The following is a 23,449-nucleotide window of genomic DNA, read 5'->3' as shown; positions in this document are numbered from 1 at the left end:
CGAGACGACATCGCTCCGCTGGACCGTCCCAGTAAACGTTGTTGTCGCAGTCATCCCATCTCCACCTGGAAGCACGAGCGCGCGCTGCGCCCCGCACCGCGCGGGGACCACGTGACGGCCCTGCTCTCCGAAATCACCGTCCCGCTAGGCGCCTCGCCGGGAACGCACGGCGCGGATGGGGAACCGGACCAGATCCCCGAACCGCGAGAAGTCCACGGTCCTGCTCTTGATGAACCCGTCGAGCGCCGCCTGAGCGACGATCACGAACGAGAGGAGCCGCTCCACCCGATCGAGGCTGAACCGGGCGGCTTCGGTGGGAGGCAGGCCCTCGAGCAGCGCCGAAGCCCGCTCGAGGCGCTCCCTCACGGAGTCGGCGATGAGCCGCTCGCGCTCGGCGAACACTTTGGAAATCATCTTCCAGAAGTCCGTCTCCGCCTCGAAGAACTCCTTCCGCTCTCCCGGTTTCCATACTCTTCGTACTACACCCCACCTTTGCAATTCTGTCAGCGACATACTCATTGCGCCGGAGGAAACCTGCAGGCGCTCGCCGATCTCGGCGGCGGAGAGGGCTCCGCCTTCGATGAACAGGACGGTCCAGATCCGCCCGAGCACGCGGCGGAAGCCCCAGTGCTCGATGACGTCGCCGATCGCGTCCGCCGCGAGCAGCTCCGCCTGGCGATGGATGTCGCTTGCGTGGCTCATGAAAGTTTCAAAATTCTCTGAAAGAACTGTGTGGGCCGACGTGCACCGGCGTCAAGACATTCCCGTCCGTTCTCGTCGCAGAGCACGAACGAGCGGGCGTCGGATCCGCCGCGTCCGCCACGCGGCCCTTCGTCGAGCTCCGCGCTGCTCCTGGGCAGCTCTCGCGTGTCCGCGGCCGCGGGCCTCTGCGCGGGGCCGCTTCTGGGGGTCGCGGCGGTGCGCGGCGTGGATGGGGGGTGAACCGATCGAGACGGCGTCAGCTCACGCGATCCGGGCCATGAGATCCCGGTTTTCCCGGAGCAGCGCCTCGGGCATGCGCGAGCCGAACGACTCAAGGAACGCCGCGCGATCGCGCGCTTCCTCGAGCCACGCGCCGCGATCGATCGCGAGGAGCTCCCGCATCGCCTCGTCGTTCACGCCGAGGCCGCTCGTGTCGAGCTCTCCGTCCGCGGGCATGATCCCGATCGGCGTGTCGCGTCCCTTCGCATCGCCGCACACGCGCGCGACGATCCAGCGCAGGACGCGGAGGTTCTCGCCGAAGCCTGGCCAGAGGAGCGCGCCCGCCTCGCTCTGCCGGAACCAGTTCACGTGGAAGATCTTCGGGAACCCCGCGCGGTTCTCGCCGAGATCGAGCCAGTGCCGGAAGTAATCGCCCATGTTGTATCCGCAGAACGGGCGCATCGCCATCGGGTCGCGGCGGACGACCCCGACCTTCCCGGTGGCCGCCGCGGTGGTCTCCGAGGCCATCGTCGCGCCCAGGTAGACCCCGTGGGCCCACCCGTGCGCCTCGCAGACGAGCGGCGCGAGCCGCGCGCGCCGGCCGCCGAAGACGATGGCCGAGATCGGCACGCCCGCCGCGGCGTCGAACTCCGCCGAGATGGACGGGCACTGGCGCGCCGGCGCGGTGAACCGGCTATTGGGGTGCGCCGCGGGCTCCTTGCTCTCGGGCGTCCACCGGCGTCCCCTCCAGTCGGTGAGCACCGGCGGCGCCGGGCCGTCGAAGCCTTCCCACCACGGCGTCCCCTCCGGCGTGAGCGCCACGTTCGTGAAGATCGAGTTCCTGGCCAGCGTCGCCAGGGCGTTCGGGTTCGTCTTCGAGCTCGTCCCGGGCGCCACCCCGAAGAAGCCGGCCTCGGGGTTGATCGCCCAGAGCCGGCCATCCCGGCCGATCCGCAGCCAGGCGATGTCGTCGCCCACCGTCCACACCTTCCACCCCTTCTGGGAGGCCGGCGGCACGAGCATGGCGAGGTTCGTCTTCCCGCACGCGCTCGGGAACGCCGCGCAGATGTACGTCACCCGCCCTCTCGGGTCCTCCAGGCCGAGGATGAGCATGTGCTCCGCGAACCACCCTTCGTCGCGCGCCATCGTGCTCGCGATGCGCAGCGCGAAACACTTCTTCCCGAGCAGCGCATTGCCCCCGTACCCCGAGCCGACGCTCCAGATGAGCCGCTCCGCCGGGAAATGGCAGACGAAGCGGCGCTCCGGGCTCAGGTCCCCGAGCGAGTGCAGCCCCCTGCAGAAGTCGTCGGAGCTGCCCAGCGCATCGAGCGCGACCCGGCCCATACGGGTCATGATCCGCATGCTGGCCACGACATAGGGGCTGTCGGTGATTTCGATTCCGACCTTCGCCGAGGGCGATCCCACGGGGCCCATCAGGTACGGGACGACGAACATCGTCCGCCCCTTCATCGCCCCGTCGAACAGCCGCCCTACCCGCTGCGACGCCTCATCCGGCGACATCCAGTTGTTCGTCGGGCCCGCATCCTCTTTATCGGGAGAGCAGATGAACGTGAGGTGCTCAGTCCGGGCGACGTCGGTCGGGTCGCTCCGGTGAAGATAGCAGTTGGGGTATCTCTCCCCGTCGAGCGCGAGCAGCGTACCGTCGCTCAGCATCCCCTGGATCAGCGTTCGGTTCTCCTCCTCGGAGCCGTCACAGAAGACGACCCGATCAGGTCGCGTCTGATGGGCGACCTCGTCTACCCACGCTGAAAATTTCCGGTTTTGCATACGTCTGCGAGCCTAGCCCGAGCGAGAACCTCCGCCAAGTGACAGCACTGTTGTAGTATTTCGTCAAATCTGGACGATCTGGCGCAGGCCCTCGGGCGCGGCAGCCGGTCGGCGCTGGCACATCGGGATGGGCTCAGTTCACGCGAGGCGAACGCAGGGACGTTCGGCTATGCTGGAGACGTGCAGCGTGTCGTCGACCTCCCTGATCGGGGCAGACTGATCGTCGCCACCGATTTGCAGGGCAATGTCGCGGATTTCGAGCGAATCGCCGAGATCTTCGAGCAGGCGGCGACCGGCCGTGACGGCGCTGTCCTCGTGATTACGGGCGACCTGGTCCACGGGCCCGAGCTCGACGAAGGGGAATGGCCCGACTACCTGGGCTCGTTCTACCGGGGCGACTCCGTGACCTTGTTGAAAAAGGCGAGGAGGCTCGCCGAACGCCACCCGGGCAGGGTCCACTACCTGCTCGGCAACCACGAGCACGCGCACGTGGGAGGTCCGGTGGTGGCGAAATTCTTCCCGGACGAGGCGCTGCGGCTTGAAGATCTCCTCGGGCCGGAGGACACGCTGGCGATGCGGAGCTGGTTCCGCGGGTGGCCGTTCGTGGCGGCCGCACGCGCAGCCCGGCTGGTCATGCTCCACGCGGCTCCGCACGCCCGTATCCAGAGCCGGCAGGATCTGGAGCGGCTCCCGCTCGACGGGTTCCTCGACGTGCCGCTCTCGGAGATGAGCCTGCATGGAACGCTCGGCGCGCTGCTCTGGGCGCGGAGCACATCGAGCGACCGCGCTCATGCGTTCCTCCGCGCGATCGACCCGGACGCTCGCGTGGCGATCTACGGGCACGACGTCGCGCGCGAGGGGTACGCCACCGAGCGCGAGCCGCTGCTCTGCCTCTCGACGAGCTTCGGTTGCTACGACGGCGACAAGCTCTACCTGGAGTGGGATCTCGCCGAGCCCGCGGAGAGCGCGGCCGACGTCGCGTGGCGCGGGCTCCGGTCGCTGTATCCGGACGCGCCGCGCGTCCACAGCGAACCCTGAGCGCTCCGGCGAGGACGTCGCGGGGCGCGACGACGACGCTCACGCCGCAGAACCGGGGGCGATCTGGGCCGGCGGCGCGGGGGGCTTCGGCGCCGCGTCCGCGTGGCGGCGCTGCGCGAGGATGCCGATGAGCGCGAGGATCAGCAGGACAGCCTGCGCTGCCAGCGTCTCGACGGTCGGGAAGATGCCGAGCGCGGGCACGCCGCGGAAGGGCAGCGCGTGGACAGGCACCTTGCCGGCCATCTGGAGGGCGGCGATGCCCTGCCCGGCGAAGGCGACCGCGAGCCCGTAGAGGAGATAGCTCGAGACGCGGAAGACGAGCTGCGGGGGCGCGAACCTGCCGGCGCGCGTGTAGCCCGCGACCACCGCGACGAGCACCACCGCGCCGACCACGGCGCCCGCGAGGGCCGCGGCCCCGGAGGCGTTCGACGCGAGCAGGGCCTGGTAGAACAGCACCGTCTCGAACGCCTCACGGTACGCGGCGAGCAGCGCGACGCCGAAGAGCGAGAGCGCCGCGCGCCTCGGCGAGATCTGCCCCTTCAGGAACCTCATCCAGCGGGCCACCTCGCGCTTCGCGAGCAGCGAGTAGCTCACGTAGAAGAGCACCACCGTCGCGAGGAGCGCCGTGACCCCCTCGATGAGCTCACGCTGCGCCCCGGAGATCGCGACGATCCGGGCGGAGGCGATCCACGTCAGGACGCCGAGCACGAGCGCGGTGACCCAGCCGAGGTGCACGAAGCGCCGTTTGTCCGCGAGCCCCGCCTGGGCCGCGAGGCCGAGGAGCGCCGCGATGAGGAGCGCAGCCTCGACGCCCTCCCGCAGGACGATGCCGGCGCTCGACACGACCGTCGAGGCGAAGCTCTTCGGCGCCGAGGTGGGCGACAGGAGCGACTCGGCGCGGCCGACGTCGCGCAGCAGCCCGTCCATCGCCGCGCCGAGCTCGGCCGGGGACGCGCCGCGCTCGAGGTCGCCGCGCAGCTCCCTGCTGCGGGCCTCGAGCGCTGCGGCGAGCGAGGCGTCGACGGCGCGGATGGGCGCCTCGATCGGCTCGATCCCCTCGAGGTACGCGTCGATGAGGTGCCCGCGGGCCGCGTCGCGCTCACCCCGCGCGATCGCCTGGCGCGCGCGCTCGATCTTCACGCGCACAAGGCCGAGCGGGGTGCGGGCGGCCCGATCCTCGTAGGGCGCGCGGAGCCGCAGGTCCGCCAGCACCGCCGCCTCGGCGTCGGCGGGGATGCCGGCGCTCCGGAGCTCTTCGCGCAGATCGGCGTCCGTGCGCGCCGAGAGCTCGGCGAGCGTGTACGCCGGCGCGGCGCCCGCCGGCGCCGGCGTGACACCTGCGTGGCGCAGGCCCGTGACGAAGAAGGCGAGGTCCCAGCGCTCGGCGTCGGACAGGAAGGTGAACGGGGCCATCGCCGTCCCGTCGACGCCGAAGCGGATCGTGCTCACGACGCGGTACGCGGCGATCGCCTCCCCGCGCTCGGGATCATGGAAGTTCACGGGGCGCGGCGTGAACGTGGCCGCGCGGGCGGTGTCCGCGCGCCCGGCCTCGCCGTGGCACGTCGCGCAGTGCTCCATGTAGAGGCGCTTGCCCCGCGCGGCGTCCGGCGCGGCGCGCGGCGCCTCCTCGATCTGGAACGCGCCGACGAGCTCGGTCCGCAGGCCCGCGATCAGGGCCGCGACGTCTGCCGGCGGCGCCTTCCGATCAAGCAGCTCGCGGAGCTTCGCGAGGCGATCCGCGAGATCGAACGCACGCGCCGGCGGGATCACCGGCTGGATGCGCGCCGCGATCTTCGCGCCGTCGGCGGCCAGCGAGAGCTGCTCGGCATACTCGTCGGGCACCGTGACGACCCCGCTCGCGACGGAGCCGCCATAGTCCGCCGCGATGTAGCCGAGGATATGGACGAGCCGCTGCGCCTCGACCTCGGGTGGCTCTCCCTGATCAGCGCGGGCGAGCGGGGCCCGCAACAACACGGCAGCCAGGCACAGGAATACGAGCCTCCAGCGGCCACGCGTGAAGTTGATAGTCATATTCAGAAAAATGACGCGCGCGGGCGGGGCGAGCAAGGCGGGGGATAGAGATGAGCTCGATCGGGAGCGCGCCGTCCGTCGTCGTCGACCTCGGCGTGCGCTAACGGCCGAGCTCCTCGACGACGGCCGCGACGCCCTCGTCGATTTCGACGTCGGTGACGTACGGCGCCGGGCCGATGCGGAGCACGTCGCGCCGGGAGTCGACGAGCACGCGCCGGGCGCGGAGGCGCTCCACGACGTCGCCCGCACGCGCCGAGCGGACGGCGACGAAGCCACCCCTGCGCTCGGGCTCGCGAGGCGTCACGACGTCGCCGCCGCGGCCCGCGGCGTCGAGGAGGCCGAGGATGCGCGCGGTCTGCCGGAGCGATATCGCGCGCAGCCGAGGGACGGTGAGGCCGAAGCGGTCCCAGTGCTCGATCACCGCGGCGGCGCGGTAGAGCGCAGAGGGGTCGAACGTGGATCCCGCGAAGCGAGCGCCCCCCGGCGCGTAGGCGACGCCGCCGCCGCTGCCCGCGAGCGCGCCGAAGTCGGCGAACCAGCCGGTGAAGACCGGGCGCAGCTCGCAATCGCGCGGGACGCGCATCCAGCAGATCCCCTCGCCCATCGCCGCGTACTTGTAGCCCCCCGCGACCGCGAAGACGTGAGGCGCCGCGCTGCCCCACGCGATCGGGACGACGTTGAAGGCGTGGTAGGCGTCCACGAGCGGGACGGCGCCGATCTCGGCCGCGCGCGCGACGATCTCGTCGAGCCGCGGCACCACCGTCGAGCTCTCGAAGAGCACGGCCGAGATCGCGAGCATCGAGGTGCCCGGCCGGAGCGCGGCGAGCAGCCGATCGGCGAGCGTGTGGCGCGGCTCGGCGCTCACCCAGTCGACCTCGACGCCGTCCTCGGCGAGACGAGCGAGCTGGCGCCTGAGCGAGTGGAACTCGCCCTGCGTGGTGACGATCCGTAGCCGCTCGCCGCGGGGGAGCGACGTGATCAGCCGGTAGACGAGCTCGTGCGTGTTCTGGCCGAAGGCGATGGCGTCGCCGCGCTCGAAGCCCATCCGCTCCAGGATCGCCGCGCCGACGGCGGAGAGCCTCGGCAACACCGCGGCGTCCCACTTGCCGTCGACGAGCCGCGCGGCGTCGTCGAAGCACGCGGCGAGCGCGTCGCGCGCCACATCAGGCCAGGCCTGGTGCGAGTGCCCCGTGAGCAGGATGCGCGGCGCCGCGTCCGCCGGCGCGAGGAAGCGCGAGTAGGCCGCGCGAAACGCGTCCAGATCGAGAGAGAAGCCCTGTTCCACGTCTCCTTGCATTCCAGCGCTCGGCCGCGGCCCCGCGCGGCGGACACCAGGGCGGCGAGGCCCCGTGCGGGCTGCCGCTTAACCCACTTCGATGCTCACTACCACCCGGTCGATCCGCGCGGTGCGGCGCGTCGCGCAGGGTGCGTGGATTGCGTCCTCGACGCGCATACAGCGGACTGGAGCGGCCTGCCATGTCCCCGCGCGCGGCGACGGCCCAGGCGACCGGACGCGAGAGGACCCGCTCCTGCACGAGATCGAGCCTCACTGGGGCTGGCTCCTCGGCCCGCCGCGACGTGATCGCCGTGGCGAGGCGACTGAACGCGCGATGGAGGCGCGCACCCGGCCGGTCCGATCATCGTAGGTGGAGGTAGCTCAATCGGAGCCAAATGGAGCGGCACGCGCTCCGGGTTCGAGGTGGGAGGTTCCATGACGCGCGAGGATTGCTGCGGCGTGGGAGGGGGGCCGGCGCGCCGGCGCGCTAGACTGCGCAACCTGCCGATGCGACCGCGCGCGGAATACCTCGAAGGGCTCGTCGATCTCCCGTCCCACGACGACCCGAACGTCCGGCGCGCGCTCTTCCGTCAGACGATGGCCTCGCTGGCCCTCATCGACGCGCTCGATGGATCGACCCCGCTCGACTCCCTCAGCCCGGATGGCCTGCTGCGGAGCGTCCAGACCGCCATGGCCGACGGGCTGCTCGACGATCTGAGCTGGCTCGCGCCGGCCGCGGCGAGCGTGGCGCTCTACGAGATCGCCGGAGCGCTCCCGCTCGGGCCCGAGCGGCGCGAGCTCGGCCGGCGCGTCCTCGGACAGCTCTACGCCGGCAACGCAGCGACGTTCGTCGCCCTCGCCACGCGCATGGCGGCCGGCTCGGCCCGCGGCCTGTCCGGGGCAGGGATCCGCGCCCGCGTGATGCTCTCGCTCTGGCTCCCCGCCGGCACGGACATCCCGGTCGAGCCGCTCGCGCTCCTGCTCGCCTCGCGGCGCGAGCTGTCGCGCGACTGGATCGCGGCGCCGTCGACGGGCTCGCTCCCGGAGCGACGCCTCGCCGCGCGCTTGATCGAGCGCGCCGCCCGCGAGGCGACCCGCCGGGCCATGCAGGGCGACGACCTCCCGCTCCGGCTGTTCCGCAACGTCGGCGACGGGCGGCGGCGCGACCTCGACCGCAGCGCCGACGGGATCGCGCTCGCGTGGCAGACGCTCCTCGCCGATCGCGAGCCGCTCGTGTGGCGCCACATCGCCGCGGCGCGAGGGCTGCTCGCGGGCGTGCTGCCCGACTTCGCCGAGGAGGTGCGCGCGCTGCTCGCCCAGGATCTCTCCCCCACGGAGTGGCGGCGCGGCGCGGCGTCGCTCGCCGCGAGCATCGCCGTCGATCCGGACGGCGCGCTCGGCCGCGCCGTCGAGCTCCTCCGGAGCCCGCTGTTCGCCGCGGACCCGGGCATCGCCACGGCGATGGCCTGGGGGCTCCCCGTCGCGGCCGACGCGGAGCCCGAGGCCGCCGACGCGCTGCTCGACGAGATCGCGCGCGCGTCCCCGATGGCGGCCGCCGAGACGATCGTCGAGCTCCGGCGCGAGCTCCGCGGCGTGGTGAGCCGCGGCGAGCCGTTCGGCGCGCGCGCCGCCGCGCGGTGCGCGCGCGCGCTCGAGGACGCGATCGAGGCCCCGCCAAGCGCGCACGTCCGCGATGACGGGCTCGCGGCGCTCGCGCGCGTCATCCACCGAGACCTCTCGATGGACGGCCCCGGGGTGGCGCTGCTGCGCGGCGCGCTCGACGGCGCCGTCGCGGCGTTCGTCGAGACCGGACCGCGCGAGGCGCACGGCCGCGCGCTCGAGGCGTACGCCTTGGCGACCGAGGTCGTGGGCGCGCTCGAGGAGATCGAGCTCTGCGAGCTCGACGACGCGCAGAGCACCGCGGCGCGCAGGGCCGCGGTGGGGCTCGTGCGCGAGCTGGACGCCGAGCTGCTCGGCTCCGGCATGCTGAAGAGCCTCCTGCTCCTGAACCGGCGGCCGAGCGACGACGCGACCGGGGTCGCGTCCCTCGACGATCTCGACGAGCGGCTCGCCCGCTGGCTGCTGCGCGCCGAGGGGCGCGCCGCCCGGGCGAGCGCATCGCCCCTCCTGCACGTGACGGTGCACCAGCGCAACCTGCGCGCGCTCATCCACCTGATCGACGGCGAGAGCACCGATTTCGGCAGCGATCCCGAGCTCAAGGCGCGGGTGCTCGCCCGCTGGACGGGCGCCATCAGCGTGCTGCTCGACCGGCTGCGCGCCGAGCGCGGATCGTCTCTCCGCCGCGCCATCGCCGCCTCGGTCGCTCGCGGCCTCGACGCGCTCGTGCGCGAAGGCGCGGCGGACGCCGCCGACATCTTCTTGCACGCCGCGATGCGCGGCGGCGACCCCGACGACCTCGACGTGCTCGGCCAGGCGAGCATGCACCCGGACGTCGCCCAGCTGCTGCGCGCCTACGCGCGGTTCGCGCGCGGCCGGCGCGAGGGCGGCGCGCGCGAGCCGGACGGCGACGCCTCGACGTCGCGGTCGCGCCGGTCGACGCGACAAGGCGCCCTCGACGCGGAGCTCGCCGAGGCCGAGCGCGCGCGCAACGCGCTCGAGCGCATCGCCGCCCTCGAGGCGCTCGTCACGGCGCTGCCGGCGGGCGCGTCGCAGCGCACGGAGATCGTGCGAGGCGCGCTCGCCCGCCTCGCGCGCGCGCTCGGGGCGATGAACGCGGCTCGCGCGCTCAGCGCGCTGACCGCGACGGGCGACGGCGACGTGGACGCCTCGCCGCTCGCCGCCATGGAAGAGGCCTTGACGCGCCTCGCGCAGCTGACCGCGGGCGCGCGCCGGCGCTGCGGAGATCACCCGGCCTCAGCGCCCTCCGGCGCGACCGAGCCGCTGCGCCTCGCCATCGAGCTCGCGCTGCAGGAGGACGACGACGCGGAGCCGAGCGTCGCCGCGCCCATCGAGGCGCTCGTCTCGGCGACACGCGCGAGCATCCCGAGCGCGCTCGCCGATGTGGTCGCCCTCGTCGTGCAGCGCGTCCTGCTCCTCCCGGTCCGGCGGCCGAGCACGCCGGGCGGGGTCGCCCCGCCCGAGCAACCGTTGCCCGCGTGGCTGCCGAGCCGTCGCACGCTCGGGGGCTTCTACGTGCACCGGCAGCTCGGCGGCGGCTCGCTGGGGACGGTGTTCGTCGTCACCCGCACCGAGGAGCGGCACGATCCGGCGGCGGAGCGCTTCGCCCTCAAGGTGCCGGAGTACGATCACACGGCGGCGCGGAGCGTCTCGGAGGCCGATTTCCTCCGCCTGTTCCGGGAGGAGGCGGGCGCGCTGCTCTCGCTGCCCGACCACCCGAACATCGCCCGCTTCGTCACGTTCGACGCGGGCGCCCGCCCCAAGCCGATCCTCGTGATGGAGCTCATCGAGGGCATCCGCTGCGACAAGCTGCTCGACGCTCGAGGCCTCACCTCGCGGAGCGCGGTGGCGCTGCTCGACGGCATCCTCGCCGGGCTGGAAGCGATGCACGCCGTCGGCGTCGGGCACCTCGACATCAAGCCGACGAACGTGATCCTGCGCGGGGGACGCGAGCCCGTGCTCGTCGATTTCGGCCTCGCGGGCCGCCACATCCGCCCCGGCTGCGCCACCGGCTGCTATGGCGCCCCGGAGATCTGGGGCGTCGTCCCGGCCGGAGCCAGCGCGACCCCGCTCACGGCCGACGTCTACAGCTTCGGCTGCCTCGCCTACGAGATCCTCACCGGGAGGACGCTGTTCGACGCGCCCACCGAGGTCGCGCTCATCACGGCGCACGTCACGCACGACGGGCTCCCCGCGCCGATCAAGCGCATCGCCGACGATCCGAGGACCGCGGACATCGCGGCGTTCATGTATGCCTGTTTGCGACACAACCCGCAGGCCCGCGCGACCGCCTCTTCCCTGAGGGAGATGCTGCTGCGGATCACCGGCCAGCTCGCCGATCTCAGATGGCCGCTCGATGACGGGCGGACCGCGAAGTACAGCGTCGGTGGACCCCGGAAAGTCCATACAGGAATTTCCTGATGCGTTTTTCCTCTGAATCCTGTCGGCTCAGAGAGGGGTTTAAGCAGTAGGTTGTTTCTCGGCGGCGCGTTCGGGGGGCCGCGTATCAGGCCGCCATGGCCCCCGGGTCAGCGCTGCTCGATCCCCATCGACGTACCGGCGCACCCCGGCGGCCAACCTTTCTCGATCGCGGCTGAGCGCTTGAGTCGCGCCACGCGATGCTCCGTGGCGGGACCAGGTTCGTGGGATACGGGCTCAGCCGCTGGGCGAGTCAGGCGTACGAAAGGACGCCGCAGCGAGCTTCACGCTGCGGATGAGCGCGTAGCGCACGAAGACGCGCCCCGCTATAAGGGGTGGCGTCGTTGATCCCCGCGCTGGAACCGCCTCGCGATGAAGCAGAGCTCCGATGCCGGGCGGACACGCTCGCCGGCCTGACGCTCGCCGATCTCGCGCGCGCGCTCGGTCGCGCGGTGCCCCGAGGCGGCGTGCGCACGAAAGGCGCCGCCGGCGCGCTCGTCGAGCGCGCGCTCGGCGCGACGGCCGGGTCGACATCGAGGCCCGATTTTCCCCACCTCGGGATCGAGCTCAAGACGATCCCCGTCGACGTGGCCGGAGCGCCGCAGGAGTCGACGTTCGTCTGCTCGATCTCCCTCTCGGACGCCGATCGCGCGGAGTGGGAGACGTCGCGCGCTCGCGCGAAGCTCGCCCACGTGCTCTGGGTCCCGATCATCGCGGCTCCGGGCCGGCCGAGCGAGGAGCGACGGCTGGGCGCCCCGCGGCTCTGGCGACCGACGGACGCGCAGGAGCGCGTCCTGCGCGCGGATTTCGAGGACCTGATGGGGTTCATCGGCATCGGCGCCGTCGAGGCGCTCACCGCGCACGCGGGGCGCTGGCTCCAGGTGCGACCGAAGGCCGCGAGCGGGCGCTCGCGGACGCTCGCGTTCGGACGCGACGGGGAGATGATCGCCGCGCTGCCGCGCGGCTTCTACCTGCGCCCCAGCTTCACGGGCGCGATCCTGAGCGATCCGGCTGCGATGCCGGCGTAACCGGCGAGACCGCGTCGCGGACGGGAGGCCCCGCCGCGCGTCACTTGCAGGGGACGACCTTCTTGGAGCCGTCCGGCATCGTGGCCGTGCATGTCTCCGTCGAGAGATCGTTGTTGACGGTCGGCGTGACGGTGCGCGGCGGCTCCGGCTCGTACGACCCAGCCGCCTCCGTTGAGCGCGCGCGCCCTCGCCCGCCAGCGCCTGCGCGCGGCGGCTTGCCCGGGCCGGCGCTCGGCGCCGCCGTAGCCGCTGCAGACGACCCGACCCCGGCATCGACCTCTGTCCCGGTCGCGCTGACGCCCGCATCCGACGCGCCTGCGTCCGCCGCGCTCGCGTCCGCCGAGCTCGCGCCCGCGTCGACGGTCGCTGCGCTGGCCGCAGGGACGACCACCGTCGGGCTCGCAATCGCCGTGTCCGGCGCCTGAGGCGGCGACGCCGTCGGCGCGCCGGGAGCCGCGGTGTCGCCCGGCGAGGGCGCGTCCGCCGGAGCGGCCACCTCGCTCCCTCGCACGGCGAAGCGGCTGCGCTGGAACTGGAGCGCGCCCCACGCGCCCACGAGGACGGCCACGGCCCCGACCGCCACGTAGAGCCACGTGCGCCCCCGGCGCGGGGCCTCTTCTTCTACCGGAGGCACAGAGCCGCCCGTGCGAGGGCCCCTGTCGCTCACCGACGGCCCACCGCTGCTCACGCGCGACGCGCGCGACGTGCGCGCCATGGCCGCTCGCGAGGCCGGAGGAGGCAGGTCGAGCTCCACGGCGTGCTGGCGAAGGATCCCCCCGATGGTCGTGCGCGTGCCCGGCGCGGCATACGGCGCGAGCGCCTGAACGAACTCCGCGATCGACTGGAAGCGATCTTCCGGCTCGCGCGCGATCGACTTCTCGATCACCTCGACGAGGCCCTCCGGCACCTCGGGGCGGAGGTCCTGGAGCGCCTCGGGCGGCGACGTGTAGATCTTCGCGCATAGCTCGGGGAAGCTATCGGCGACGTACGGCGGCCTGCCGCCGATGATCTCGAAGAGACACACGCCCAGCGCGTAGATGTCGGTGCGAGGATCGACGCTCTTCGAGGAGCGCATCTGCTCGGGCGACATGTACAGCGCGGAGCCGAGGATCGTGGTCGTCTGCGTGAGCGAGACGTTGCCCGTGTCGCCGGTGAGGATCTTCGAGACGCCGAAGTCGAGCACCTTGATGAGCGGCGCGCCGTCCGGGCGCTTCGTCAGAAACAGGTTCGCCGGCTTCAGATCGCGGTGGACGATCCCGAGCGAGTGCGCCTCCGCGAGCGCTTCGCACGCCTGGACGATGTGATCGATGCACTCGCCGATCGCGAGCGTGCCCGCCTCGGCGGCGTGGCCCGCGAGGTCCACGCCGTCGAGCAGCTCCATCACCATGTAGGGCTCGCCGCTGTCGAGCGCGGCGACGTCGAGCACGCGCACTACGTGGTGCGTCTGCAGCTTGGCGACCGTGCGCGCCTCGCGCATGAACCGCTCCGCCGCCTCGGTGTACGACATGAACTCCGGCAGCAGGAATTTGATGGCGACACGCGTATCGAGATCGAGGTGCAGCGCCTCCACCACGAGGCCCATGCCCCCACGGCCGATCGTGCGCTCGACGCGGTATTTGCGCGCAATGATGGTGCCAGGCGCAATCGTGTAGACGTTGTCGGGCTTGGGTGCCCCCCCGCCGAGCGGAAACGCGGCCGTCTCCAGGCCAACCGAGGCTTCTCCTTCGGGTTCCTCCGCGCCGAGCGGAAACGCAGCCGTCTCCGGGCCGACCGAGACTTCTCCTTCGGTCGAGTCCGGCTCACCAGAGGAGGGCGCCATCGAGCTAAGGTATACACGTCGCGCTTCTCCGAAGCGATTCCCCTCACGCGGCAGGAATGCAAAGTGCTGCGAAAAAACACCCCCCAGGTGGGACGTTCACGGGGAACGGGCGCAGGCGGGCGCGGCCCAGGGCAGGCCTGCTCCCGTGGCGCACCGCGGATTGAAGCGCCGCACGATCCGCCTGTGAGCGCCGACCGATGGCCAGATCACTCCTTCAGGATCGGCTCAACGGTCGGCCAAGGCGCTTGCCCTCGCAATGCCTGTTGACAGCGAGCTCAACGGGTGCGGGCGGGCGGGGTCCGGGACCGGCGCAAGTTCGCCGTCGACGAGGTCCGGTGCGGCCCCTCGGTGCCCTGCGCCGGGGTGTGCCGCGTCGCCTTGAGGTTGCCGAGATCGGCCTCGATCTCGACGCCGAGCGCACGGCAGCGCCGGATGAGCCGCTCCAGATCGACCCCCGCCTCGATCAGCAAGCCCGAGGGGGGTGACGGATCGACGAACATCTCGGCTGCAGGCCGCCGCGTACGGAGCAGCTCGCGGATCTCGGGATCTTCGATCCAGAGGAAGCCGGACGCGCCGACGAAGCTCGCCTTGCCGATGACGACGCTCGCCTGGATGAGCATGCGCGAGATGGTGTCAGGCAGCGGCGCGATCGCCTCGATGCGGGCGCGCAGGGCGTCGCTGTCGAGGCCGACCGACAGCGCGCGCGCGATCGACGGCGGCGTGAGCAGAAGGTCGACCTGATCGCCGACGCGGCCGATCTCCGCGAACGACGAGAGCCCGAGCACGGCGGCGACCTTGGCGATCGGACCGACGCGCAGCGCGTGCGCCTCGACGAACTTGCTCTTGCTGTTGTCCGAGCTCGGCGCCGAGCCCGCGAGCAGCGCCCGCCCGCGCGGCGTCAGCCGGAGCGCCAGATCCGCGCTGGCCACGTCCTCGGCCCCGCCGAGATCGATGATCCCGAGCGCCGGCAGCGACTCCAGCGCGATCCGCCGCGTGATGTCGGGAACATCCGGCGCCTCGACCGAGGCGCGCTCGGCCCAGCGGCGGACCAGCCGCTCGACCCCGGCGATGCGCTCGTCCGCCGCCAGGTAGCCCTGCAGCGACTGCCAGGGGACCCAGCGGCCCTCGCCGAGGTCGTGCAGCGCGTCGATCACCATCTCGCGGAGAGCGCCGATGGGGCTCGCGTCGCGGTTGTCCGAAGCGACCCGGAGCACCTCGCGCTCGGCCCGGGCTTCATCCCACGCGCCGCCGCGGCGCCATGTCGTGAACAGGAGCGGCGTCAGCTCCTGCACCTGGAGCGAGCCGGGGGGCGTCGCCGGCGACGCGGCCGAAGCGTCCCAGAGCCCGACGGCGCGCGACAGCGCGGCGACGAGCGCGACGCCCTCGACGTCGCGCCCGAAGCGCTGCGCGAGCCGAACGAGCAGCGATCGCGGCGTCCCGACGCCGGGGCGCACGTCGCTGCCCGGCTCGCGCACGCAGTACGAGAGCGCCAGCGCGAGCATGCCGGGATCCGAGGCGAAGCGAGCGCGCCGCGGAGCGTGATCTTCCTCGAGGACGAACGACCGGATCTGCTCGCGCCGCTTCTCGCGCATCCGGCGGCGATCCGCGCCGACGATCGCGGCCACCTCGGTCGGCACGACGTGCCGGTTCGGATGGATCGGGATCAGGAACGCGCGGCGCTCGAGCGCGAAGCCCGCGCCGCGGCGGCTCGCCGTCACGCCGCTCGCGCTGCGCAGGCGCATCGGCTCCCGCTCCAGATCGAGCAGCTCTTGCGTGTCGACCTCGCCGCCGACGGCCTCGACGGACTCGAGCAGGCGTCGCTCGACGGGCGCGAGGCGATCGATCTCCTCGCGGAGCCGGTCCGGATCGCTCAGCGTCTCCCACGCGTTCTCGAGGGACAGCGCGATGGGCGGCGTGGCCGGGCGACCGAGGTAGTGCGTCGCGATCGCGCTCATCGTCTCGAACGGCGCCTGCGCGAGCAGGGCGCGGATCGCCCGGGGGTCCTCGCTCTCCCAGCTCTTCAGCTGGACGAGGAACGCCGCGGGGAGCACGAGCTCGATGCCCTCGTCGGTCTTGCGCGCGTAGACGACGCCACGGGCGATGAGCGGCTCGAGCCCGGCAGGGAGCGAGGGGACGACGAGCACGCCGCCCGCCTCGGCGATGCGATGGAGCAGCTCGCGGCTGGCGGTCGGGAGCCGCGACGGGTCGCGCACGTCGGGGAGACCGACCAGCGCCCGCGCCGCCTGAGAAGGCGCGTCGATGCGCTTCGCCGCGTCGATGCGGATCCCCATGCGCGTGATGAGGCCCTTGAGCTCCGACTCTGGGAGGGCGCGCAGGATGGCGTCGAGCCGCCTCGGCGACTCGTCGAGCTCAGCCTCATCACTGCTCGCCATGCCTCCCGATTCGCGTGTCACCCGACCTAGCTCCTCATCTGCAGGATGCCCCCGCCCCGACTGTCGTCCGTTGGTTGTGGTCATGCGCTCGACCTGATCTCCCGGATATCCGATGACCCACGTTAACCAGCGGAATAGTCAGCCTCCTACCGTACACCAGGATGCTCGTCCAGCTTCAAGAAATCGAGCACTTTCATCCGCCGATCGCAATTTTCTCCGCTCACAATTTCGCTCGCGGGCAGAGCCACGTTCCCCGTTTCGCCTGTTCACCCCGGCGTTCTCCGCGTGTTTTTGCCGTGTTTTTGCCGTGTTTTTCGCGTGTTCTCCGGCTGCTCTCCGCGCGTCCTCCGCGCATCCTCCGCGCATCCTCCGCGCGTCCTCCGCGCGTCCTCCGCCCAGATTGCGCCTGTTCTTCGCATGACCACCCGCTGTTCGCCCGATTCGCCTCAGGCATCTCAGCTTCCATCTCGAGCGCTCTTCATCGTGTACCGCGACCATACGAAATCGCACGAAGCCGCACGCAATCACACGCGCTCATACGCAATCGCATGCGGCCGCGTGACATGCATGCGGCCGCATGGTCGCGTGTGCGGCGCCGTGGTGCGCCACGCGCGCCTTGGCCTCGCTCGATACGGTTTGCCACGCGATCGACGTCGGCGTTCGCGACGTCGGCTTTGACATCGTCAGCGCTGACGACGTCCGCGACGTCGGCCGCTCGACGTCCGCCGCACGACTCCCCCCTCGGCGTGCCCGGGGCGCGGGTCGCGCGGGTTCCGTCTCGCGCCACGATCGCGACGTCGCGATGCCGCGCACCTGTCGTAGTCGCCAGGCAGAGCCGGCCGGTTCGCTGCATATCGCTCACGAGGACGCCTCGGCGGCGAGCCGCGCTTGCCTTCCCGCGGGCCCACGTGGGAACGTCGCACACCTCCTTGATTTCCCGCCCCTGCTCGAGGCGCACCATGTTGTGCTCCACACCGCACGCCCGAAGCGACGAGCCCTCCTCCCCGCGCACACGCCCGCGGGTCGACAGGATCAGGCGACTCCTGAGTGACCCGGTGCCCTTTGCGCCCATGGCGTCGCGTGGAGACCCATCTTGATTCTGCGCGACCCCGTCCACGGCCTGATCGAGTTCGAGAGCGGCGAGGCGGCCATCGTTCCGCGCCTGCTCGGCGCCCGCGAGGTGCAGCGGCTGCGGCGCATCCGTCAGCTCGGGCTGACGTCGCTCGCCTTTCCTGGCGCAGAGCACACCCGCTTCGCGCATGCGCTCGGGGCCGCCCACGTGATGCGCCTCCTGATCGCGAGGCTCCGTCAAATCGACCGCGACCTTCCGTTCTGGCAGAGAGTGACCAGCGACCGCGCGCGCGACGCGATCGCTGCAGCGTTCCTGCACGATCTCGGCCACGGCCCGCTGTCGCATCTCTTCGAGGAAGCGATGCCGGGCGCGCTCCACCACGAGCGCTGGACCGAGCGCATCCTGCTCGACCCTTCCTCCGACGTGCACCAGGTGCTCGTGCGCCAGGATCCCTACCTGCCGCGGCGGGTCGCCGACCTCATCGGCGGCCGGCACGAGCTGCCTTACCTCGCCAAAGCGGTGAGCGGGACCTTCGACGTCGATCGCTGCGACTACCTGCTCCGCGACGCGCACGCGACGGGCGTCAGGTACGGCGAGTACGACCTGCCATGGCTGCTCCGCAGCCTCCGGTTCAGCGACGTCCAGGTGGAGATGCCCGGCGGCGGCGCGGCGTCTGCCCCGCCGGCACCCGCGCTCGCGATCGACGGGACGAAGGGGATGAGCGCGATAGAGTCGTTCCTGCTCGCCCGCTTCTTTATGTTTCAGCAGGTCTATTTCCACAAGACGACGCGAAGCGCGGAGTGGATGATCGGCGCCATCCTCCGGCGGGTCGTCACCCGCCTCGCCGCCGGGGACCGGATCCCCGAGGTCCCCGCCGCCGTCGCCGCGATGGCCGTCGGCGAGATGCCCACGCTGGAGCAGTACCTCGAGCTCGACGATGAGGTCCTGCTCGGCGCCATCCATGCCTGGGAGGCGGCGCCCGATCCCGTGCTGTCCGACCTCGCCCGCCGCCTGCGCGTGCGCTCGCTCTTCAAGTCGATCGAGCTGTTCCCCGAGCCCGGCGAGGCGCCGGCCGGGCGCGACGCGCGGCGCGCGGCGGCGCTGGAGACCGTGCGCGAGATCGCGCAGAGCGCCGGGCTCGACCCGGAGGTGTACGTCGGCGTCGACATCGCCGAGGACACGCCCTACGCCGAAGACGAGTCGCTCCTGGTCGTCTACTCCAGAGGACGCCCGCGGCGCCCCGCGGAGGTGTCCTTCTTGCTGGACCGGCTGCGCAACGAGACGATGACACGCACCCGTATCCTCTTCGCGCCCGAGCTTCGAGACACGGTGCGGGAGGCGCTGATACGCTGATGGCCACCCGGAACAAGGCCGCCCGGGGATCGTCCGAGCCAGGGCGCGAGCGCCGCACCATCGCCAGGACGCTCGCCAGCGTCGCGGCGCTCGTGGCGCTCGCGGCGGCGTCCACGGCGCACGCGGAAGGCGACGGCGCGTATGGTCGGCTGGACGGAGACGTCGAGCTGCGCGCGGGCGCGGGCGCCTCGTTCGCGAACGGCGGCCCAGCGCTCTGCGCGCAAGGCGCCGCAGCGTACCTCTCGACCGCCGGCCTGTACGCACATTACACCGACGCGCTCAGCGCGGATGGAGCGCCCGTTGCGCGCTCGATCGCGAGCGGCGTCTTCATCCAGCCGCTCTTCCTCGGCCGCTACGCGAGCGATCTCGAGCGCGGCGGCCCATGGCTCGATCTCTTCATCGATTCCGTCGCGCTCGGCGTCGGCGCGTTCTGGGAAGCTCCGCCCGGAGCCGGGCTCGCCGCGGAGCCCGGGCTGGAGCTCTCGCTGTCGCTCGACGTGCCGCTCCTCGACGATGCGACCGGCCCGTTCCTCGGTCTTCGGGGCGCGCTCCGCTTCCGCGGGCCAGAGCTTTCGGGCGACGAGAGCCGGCGCGACGCGCAGCGGGCGCTCCTGGCGGTCACGCTGGGCTGGCACCACGTCCTCCGCGCGCACCTCGTCGACGCAGGCGACCGTGGTCCCGCCCAGGTGGCGTCGCAGCACGGCGTGGCTTCCGCGAGGAGCCGTTGAGCGCCGCGCTCGACGAGCTGCGTGCGGCGCTGGTAACCGCGTTCCGTGAAGGGCTGGCGGAGCTCGATCCCGCAGGGCTCGTCGAGCGCGCGCTCGACGCCGAGGCCGGCGCGCACCGCGGCCGCGTGTTCGTGATCGCGGCGGGCAAGGCGGCGCCCGGGATGGCCCGGGGCGCGCTCCGCCGCCTGGGCCGCAGGATAGCCGGAGGGCTCGTCGTCACCGTCGCGGCCCCGGCGCTCGCCGCTCGCGATGAGAAGACATCGCCGACCGATCCCGAGGAGGCCGCGCTGCGCCCGCTGCGCGTGATGCGCGCGGCCCATCCCCTCCCCGACGCGCGCAGCGTGGACGCGGCCGAAGCGGCCCTCGCCATCGCGGCCGCGCTCGATCCCGAGGATGTCCTGATAGCCCTCCTCTCGGGCGGCGCCTCGGCGCTGCTCGCCGCGCCGCCTCCGGGCGTGTCCCTCGCGGACAAACAGGCCGTCGTGGCGGCGCTCCTGGAAGGAGGGGCCCCGATCCAGGACGTCAACCTCGTTCGCCGCCACCTCTCGCGGATCAAGGGCGGGCGCCTCGCGGCGGCGGCGGCCCCGGCGCGCGTGCTGACGCTGCTCATGAGCGACGTCGTGGGCGGACGCCCGCACGACGTCGGCTCGGGCCCGACCGTCCCGGACCCGACGCGCGTGGAGGAGGCGCTCGCGGCGCTAGAGCGCTGGGCACCTCGGTTCGCGTGGGTCGCGGCGGCGTTCAGCGAGTCGCTGAAGCCAGCGGCAGCGGACGCGCGCCTCCTGGAAGCGCGCGTGCTCGCCGATCCAGACAAGCTCGCCCAGCGCGTGGCGGCGGCCCTCGCCGACAGGACAGGGCTCCGCGCCGCCGCCGCCCCCGCCGAGGACGGCGGCGCGCCGGCGATCGTGGAGCGCCGCCTCGCGCTCGCGCGCACCCTCGCTCCCGGCGAAGCGGTCGTGATCCCGTGCGAGCCGACGCTGGCGCTGCCGGCCCAGCGCGGCGCAGGCGGCCGCGCAGGATGGATCGCGCTCGCCGCCCTGCGCGGCTTACCGCCGGATGTCGCGCTCCTCTGCGCAGCCTCCGACGGCGTCGACGGCAGCTCCGGCGCCGCGGGCGCGGCCGTTGCCCGCGCGGCAGCGACCGCGGTGGACGACCGCGCGATCGACGCGGCGCTCGCACGCTTCGACGACACCGTCGTTCACCGCGCGCTTGGCACGCGCGTCGAGACCGGGCCGACAGGTCACAACCTCACGGACCTGCACGTCGTCGCGCGAGCTTTCACCAGCGGCGCGCATGTGAGCTGACACAGAAGCGCGGAGGCGAGCGCAGAGGCGCGCCGGAGCCGACGCAGAGCCGCGCGTCACGACGCGAGCTCACGCGTGCTAGCGCTGGTGAGCGGTGCGCGCGCCGCGGGGACGGCGCGCCCTCACTGCGGCTCGACGACAGCGGCGGTCGTGTCGCCCATCGCTTCGCGCACGGCGAGCGCCAGCGCGCAGCTGTTCGCCTGCCGCTGCCGCGCATCGAGGACGCTCCCCTCGACCGAGGGCGTCCCGCCGATGAGGTTGCCGCTCGCTTCACGGCGCACCCGGAGGATGGGCTTGCCGTCGGAGAGCCGCCACACCCCGACCCGCGCCATGTGCGGCACGCCGAGCAGCGCCTCGGTGCTCGCCGCTCCTTCGGCCGGCTCGTCGAGGACGAGGAGGTAATACTGCGCTCGTGTGAGCAGCTCCGCCGCGAGCGGCACATCGTCCCGCATCGTGTCCTCGAAGCTGGACTCCAGCAGCCGCAGGCGGAGCTCGCTCGAGGCGTCCTGCGCGTCGCGCACCCACTCATCCGAGAGGACGTGCATGGTCCGGTAGGCGACGCGCAGGTTGAAGGGCTGCGCGGGCCTGGAGCAGCGCTCGGCCTCGTTGCAGTACTCGCCCGCCGGGCAGTCCCGCGTGCGCTTGCACTCCGCGCCGGCCAGCGGGTTCGGGTTCGGAGCCCGCAAGAGACACGCGGTGAACGCGTCGCGGAGCGACTGCTGCGCGTTCTTCCGGATGGCGTCGACGCCCGTGGCCTCGTCCACCCGGAGGCGCAGGTAAATACCGGCGAGCTCGCGGAAATTCCACGTCTTGAGCGCTTCTCGATCCACGAGCTCGGCCCCGGCGCTCCGCGCCAGATCGAGCGTCCAGCCCTCCACGCGCTCGCGCATGGGGAACCAGCGCGGGCCGAGCTCGACGGCGACGGCGCGCTGGCGCGCCATCAGCTTCTGGCGCGCGCTCTCGATCTGCCCCTGGGACCATTTCCAGTGGAGGATCGCGGAGACCGCCAGGACGAGGGCCGTGTAACCCCAGAATTTGGCCGGGGGCCAGCGCATCTTGGAGCGCGCTTCGCGCGCCTTGTAGACCGACGGCAGGCCGCGCTCGCGGGGCGGCTGTTCAGAGGACATAGGAGAGGCTCCACGCAGGAGGCACCAGCCCGATCACCCGAGCAAGGCAGCCTCCTCCACACGAGCCGCGTAGAGGGGAAAGCCGCGCCGAGCGCGCCGCTGGCGCCACCACGTTCCATGGTGACCGGGGACGCCGGGAGTCGCCCGGCATGCCCCATCCTTCTGTGCTCGATAGGTCAAGAAGCAGGGATTACTGCGACTTCGGGAGCTTGCTGACCATGAAGCTGACGTTCGGGTAACCGGCGAACGCCGCGGTCTGGAACACGCTCTTCACGACAAGCGCAGGCACGTTCTGATCGACCTGGAGGATACACACGCCGGGGAACGGCTTGTTCGGCTGGACCTGCTTCCACAGCTCGCGCTTGTTCTTGAGCAGGTTGAAGAGCTCGTCGATCTTCTGGAGCCGTCCGAGCTCCTCGATCGCACGGGTCGACCCGGCCAGGGCGCCGTCGACGAGGATCTGGTTGCCGTTGACCGCGACCATCGGCGCGTCGATGACGTCCTCGACGTTCTCCGCCTTCGGGAGCTTGACGTTCTTGTCGACCGCGATCTCGCCCGACGCCGAGAAGGACATCAGGAGGAAGATGACGGTCACGACGAGGAAGTCGATGAAGCTCACGAGGTTGAGCCCCGCGTTCGGGCTGCGAGCGCCGTGTCCGGACACCTTGTTCCACACGAACCGGAGCGGCACGCCCTTCATCAACCGGCGGCCCGGCTGGTGGATCACGTGGGCGTGGGGATTCTTGTGGTGCTTCGGATTGAACCTATCCATGTGCGCGCTCCTGCCTCAGCGGACCGAGAACGTCATGTTGAACACGGGGACCTGCTTGTTCCCATCGGGCAGCCGCATCTCGCGCTTGGGCGCGTAGAGCGCGTCGAGCACCGCGACGATCTCCTTGAAGGGCGTGCGGTTGTCGGTGTGGAGGATGGCCTGGTCGAGCTTCTTGTCGCTCGGATCCCGGTGACCGCCGTGGGTCTTCCACTCCTCCTCGATCCGCTTCGCCAGCTCGGGGTAGCGGACGATCTTCGCGCCCGCCTCGCCGATCTCGACGGGCGACTTGTTCACCTTGACCTCGTTGACCACCGTCGCGCCCTGCTTCCACACGAGCCCGAACTCGCTCTCGCCGATGTGCAGGTTCAGCACCTTCTCCGGCGTCTGCGGGGTGAGCTCCTTGTTCGGGTCCGGAGGGCCAGGGACCTGGGCGTCCGCGTTCATCCGCGAGTTGGTGACCCACACCGCCGTGATCAACAGGAATGCAATCGTGACCATCAGCAGGTCGATGAACGGGATCATGTTGATATCGCTGTTCGTCGACCGCTTTTTGCCGCCACCGTCGCCGACGTCTACGCCGCCCATATTGCCTTCCCAACGTGAGCCTGCGCTCACCTATCCAAGTTGTTCCGGGGAACGCCCTGCCCGCAGCTCGCGGTGGGCCACCATGCTGGGTCTGACTTCGTCGCTCTTCCGAAGTTCCCGGGGCCCCGGCGGCGAAAGCCGCCGCCCGGGGCTTCGAG

At 72.0% G+C, this 23,449-nt stretch carries 15 protein-coding genes; 6 read left to right on the top strand and 9 right to left on the bottom strand.

Going from position 1 to position 23,449, the window contains the following annotated elements:
- Positions 1–144 precede the first annotated feature (144 nt).
- Together WME90_RS15665 and WME90_RS15660 are read right to left on the bottom strand one after the other, a co-directional pair.
- Positions 145–702, bottom strand: coding sequence for a GbsR/MarR family transcriptional regulator (locus WME90_RS15665; RefSeq protein WP_437281919.1), 558 nt, complete (start codon positions 700–702; stop codon positions 145–147).
- Positions 703–963: 261 nt separating this feature from the next.
- A complete protein-coding gene (locus tag WME90_RS15660) occupies positions 964–2,709 on the bottom strand; it encodes a phosphoenolpyruvate carboxykinase (GTP) (RefSeq protein WP_437281918.1) in 1,746 nt (581 codons plus the stop codon).
- A gap of 180 nt (positions 2,710–2,889) precedes the next feature.
- On the opposite strand from WME90_RS15660, the gene WME90_RS15655 reads away from it, so the two are divergent.
- The gene (locus WME90_RS15655; protein ID WP_437281917.1) at positions 2,890–3,747 is read left to right on the top strand and encodes a metallophosphoesterase; all 858 of its coding nucleotides are present in this window, start codon (positions 2,890–2,892) and stop codon (positions 3,745–3,747) included.
- 39 nt (positions 3,748–3,786) lie between these two features.
- On the opposite strand, the gene WME90_RS15650 is transcribed toward WME90_RS15655, so the two are convergent.
- On the bottom strand, positions 3,787–5,721 hold the full coding sequence (locus WME90_RS15650) for an FTR1 family protein (RefSeq protein WP_437281916.1): 1,935 nt from the start codon (positions 5,719–5,721) through the stop codon (positions 3,787–3,789).
- A 157-nt stretch (positions 5,722–5,878) separates the two neighbouring features.
- Positions 5,879–7,063, bottom strand: coding sequence for an aminotransferase class V-fold PLP-dependent enzyme (locus WME90_RS15645; RefSeq protein WP_437281915.1), 1,185 nt, complete (start codon positions 7,061–7,063; stop codon positions 5,879–5,881).
- A gap of 426 nt (positions 7,064–7,489) precedes the next feature.
- On the opposite strand from WME90_RS15645, the gene WME90_RS15640 reads away from it, so the two are divergent.
- Both WME90_RS15640 and mutH read left to right on the top strand, forming a co-directional pair.
- The gene (locus tag WME90_RS15640) at positions 7,490–11,113 is read left to right on the top strand and encodes a protein kinase domain-containing protein (RefSeq protein WP_437281914.1); all 3,624 of its coding nucleotides are present in this window, start codon (positions 7,490–7,492) and stop codon (positions 11,111–11,113) included.
- A 341-nt stretch (positions 11,114–11,454) separates the two neighbouring features.
- Positions 11,455–12,138, top strand: coding sequence for a DNA mismatch repair endonuclease MutH (mutH, locus tag WME90_RS15635; protein WP_437283617.1), 684 nt, complete (start codon positions 11,455–11,457; stop codon positions 12,136–12,138).
- Between the two features lie 40 nt (positions 12,139–12,178).
- Here mutH and WME90_RS15630 read toward each other — a convergent pair whose 3' ends face one another.
- Together WME90_RS15630 and WME90_RS15625 are read right to left on the bottom strand one after the other, a co-directional pair.
- Positions 12,179–13,957 (bottom strand): serine/threonine protein kinase, encoded by a 1,779-nt coding sequence (locus tag WME90_RS15630; RefSeq protein WP_437281913.1) that lies wholly within the window; start codon positions 13,955–13,957, stop codon positions 12,179–12,181.
- A gap of 275 nt (positions 13,958–14,232) precedes the next feature.
- On the bottom strand, positions 14,233–16,350 hold the full coding sequence (locus WME90_RS15625) for a hypothetical protein (protein WP_437281912.1): 2,118 nt from the start codon (positions 16,348–16,350) through the stop codon (positions 14,233–14,235).
- 1,093 nt (positions 16,351–17,443) lie between these two features.
- On the opposite strand from WME90_RS15625, the gene WME90_RS15620 reads away from it, so the two are divergent.
- From WME90_RS15620 to WME90_RS15610, 3 genes are read left to right on the top strand one after another with little or no spacing between them, the layout of a single operon-like run.
- Positions 17,444–18,775, top strand: coding sequence for an HD domain-containing protein (locus tag WME90_RS15620; protein ID WP_437281911.1), 1,332 nt, complete (start codon positions 17,444–17,446; stop codon positions 18,773–18,775).
- On the top strand, positions 18,775–19,503 hold the full coding sequence (locus WME90_RS15615) for a hypothetical protein (RefSeq protein ID WP_437281910.1): 729 nt from the start codon (positions 18,775–18,777) through the stop codon (positions 19,501–19,503). The genes WME90_RS15620 and WME90_RS15615 overlap by 1 nt, the downstream gene beginning before the upstream one ends.
- Entirely contained in the window at positions 19,500–20,807 is a 1,308-nt protein-coding gene (locus WME90_RS15610; protein ID WP_437281909.1) for a DUF4147 domain-containing protein, read from the top strand. The genes WME90_RS15615 and WME90_RS15610 overlap by 4 nt, the downstream gene beginning before the upstream one ends.
- Before the next feature lie 122 nt (positions 20,808–20,929).
- Here WME90_RS15610 and WME90_RS15605 read toward each other — a convergent pair whose 3' ends face one another.
- From WME90_RS15605 to WME90_RS15595, 3 genes are all read right to left on the bottom strand, one after another.
- Positions 20,930–21,934 (bottom strand): hypothetical protein, encoded by a 1,005-nt coding sequence (locus WME90_RS15605; RefSeq protein WP_437281908.1) that lies wholly within the window; start codon positions 21,932–21,934, stop codon positions 20,930–20,932.
- A gap of 190 nt (positions 21,935–22,124) precedes the next feature.
- On the bottom strand, positions 22,125–22,706 hold the full coding sequence (locus tag WME90_RS15600) for an ExbD/TolR family protein (protein WP_020735583.1): 582 nt from the start codon (positions 22,704–22,706) through the stop codon (positions 22,125–22,127).
- A gap of 15 nt (positions 22,707–22,721) precedes the next feature.
- Positions 22,722–23,291 (bottom strand): ExbD/TolR family protein, encoded by a 570-nt coding sequence (locus tag WME90_RS15595; RefSeq protein WP_437281907.1) that lies wholly within the window; start codon positions 23,289–23,291, stop codon positions 22,722–22,724.
- Between the last annotated feature and the right edge of the window lie 158 nt (positions 23,292–23,449).

The sequence above is a fragment of the Sorangium sp. So ce375 genome, assembly GCF_051473855.1.
Lineage (GTDB): Bacteria > Myxococcota_A > Polyangia > Polyangiales > Polyangiaceae > Sorangium.
Note: the sequence above shows the minus strand (reverse complement) of the source record. Positions and strands in the feature narration are given on the sequence as shown.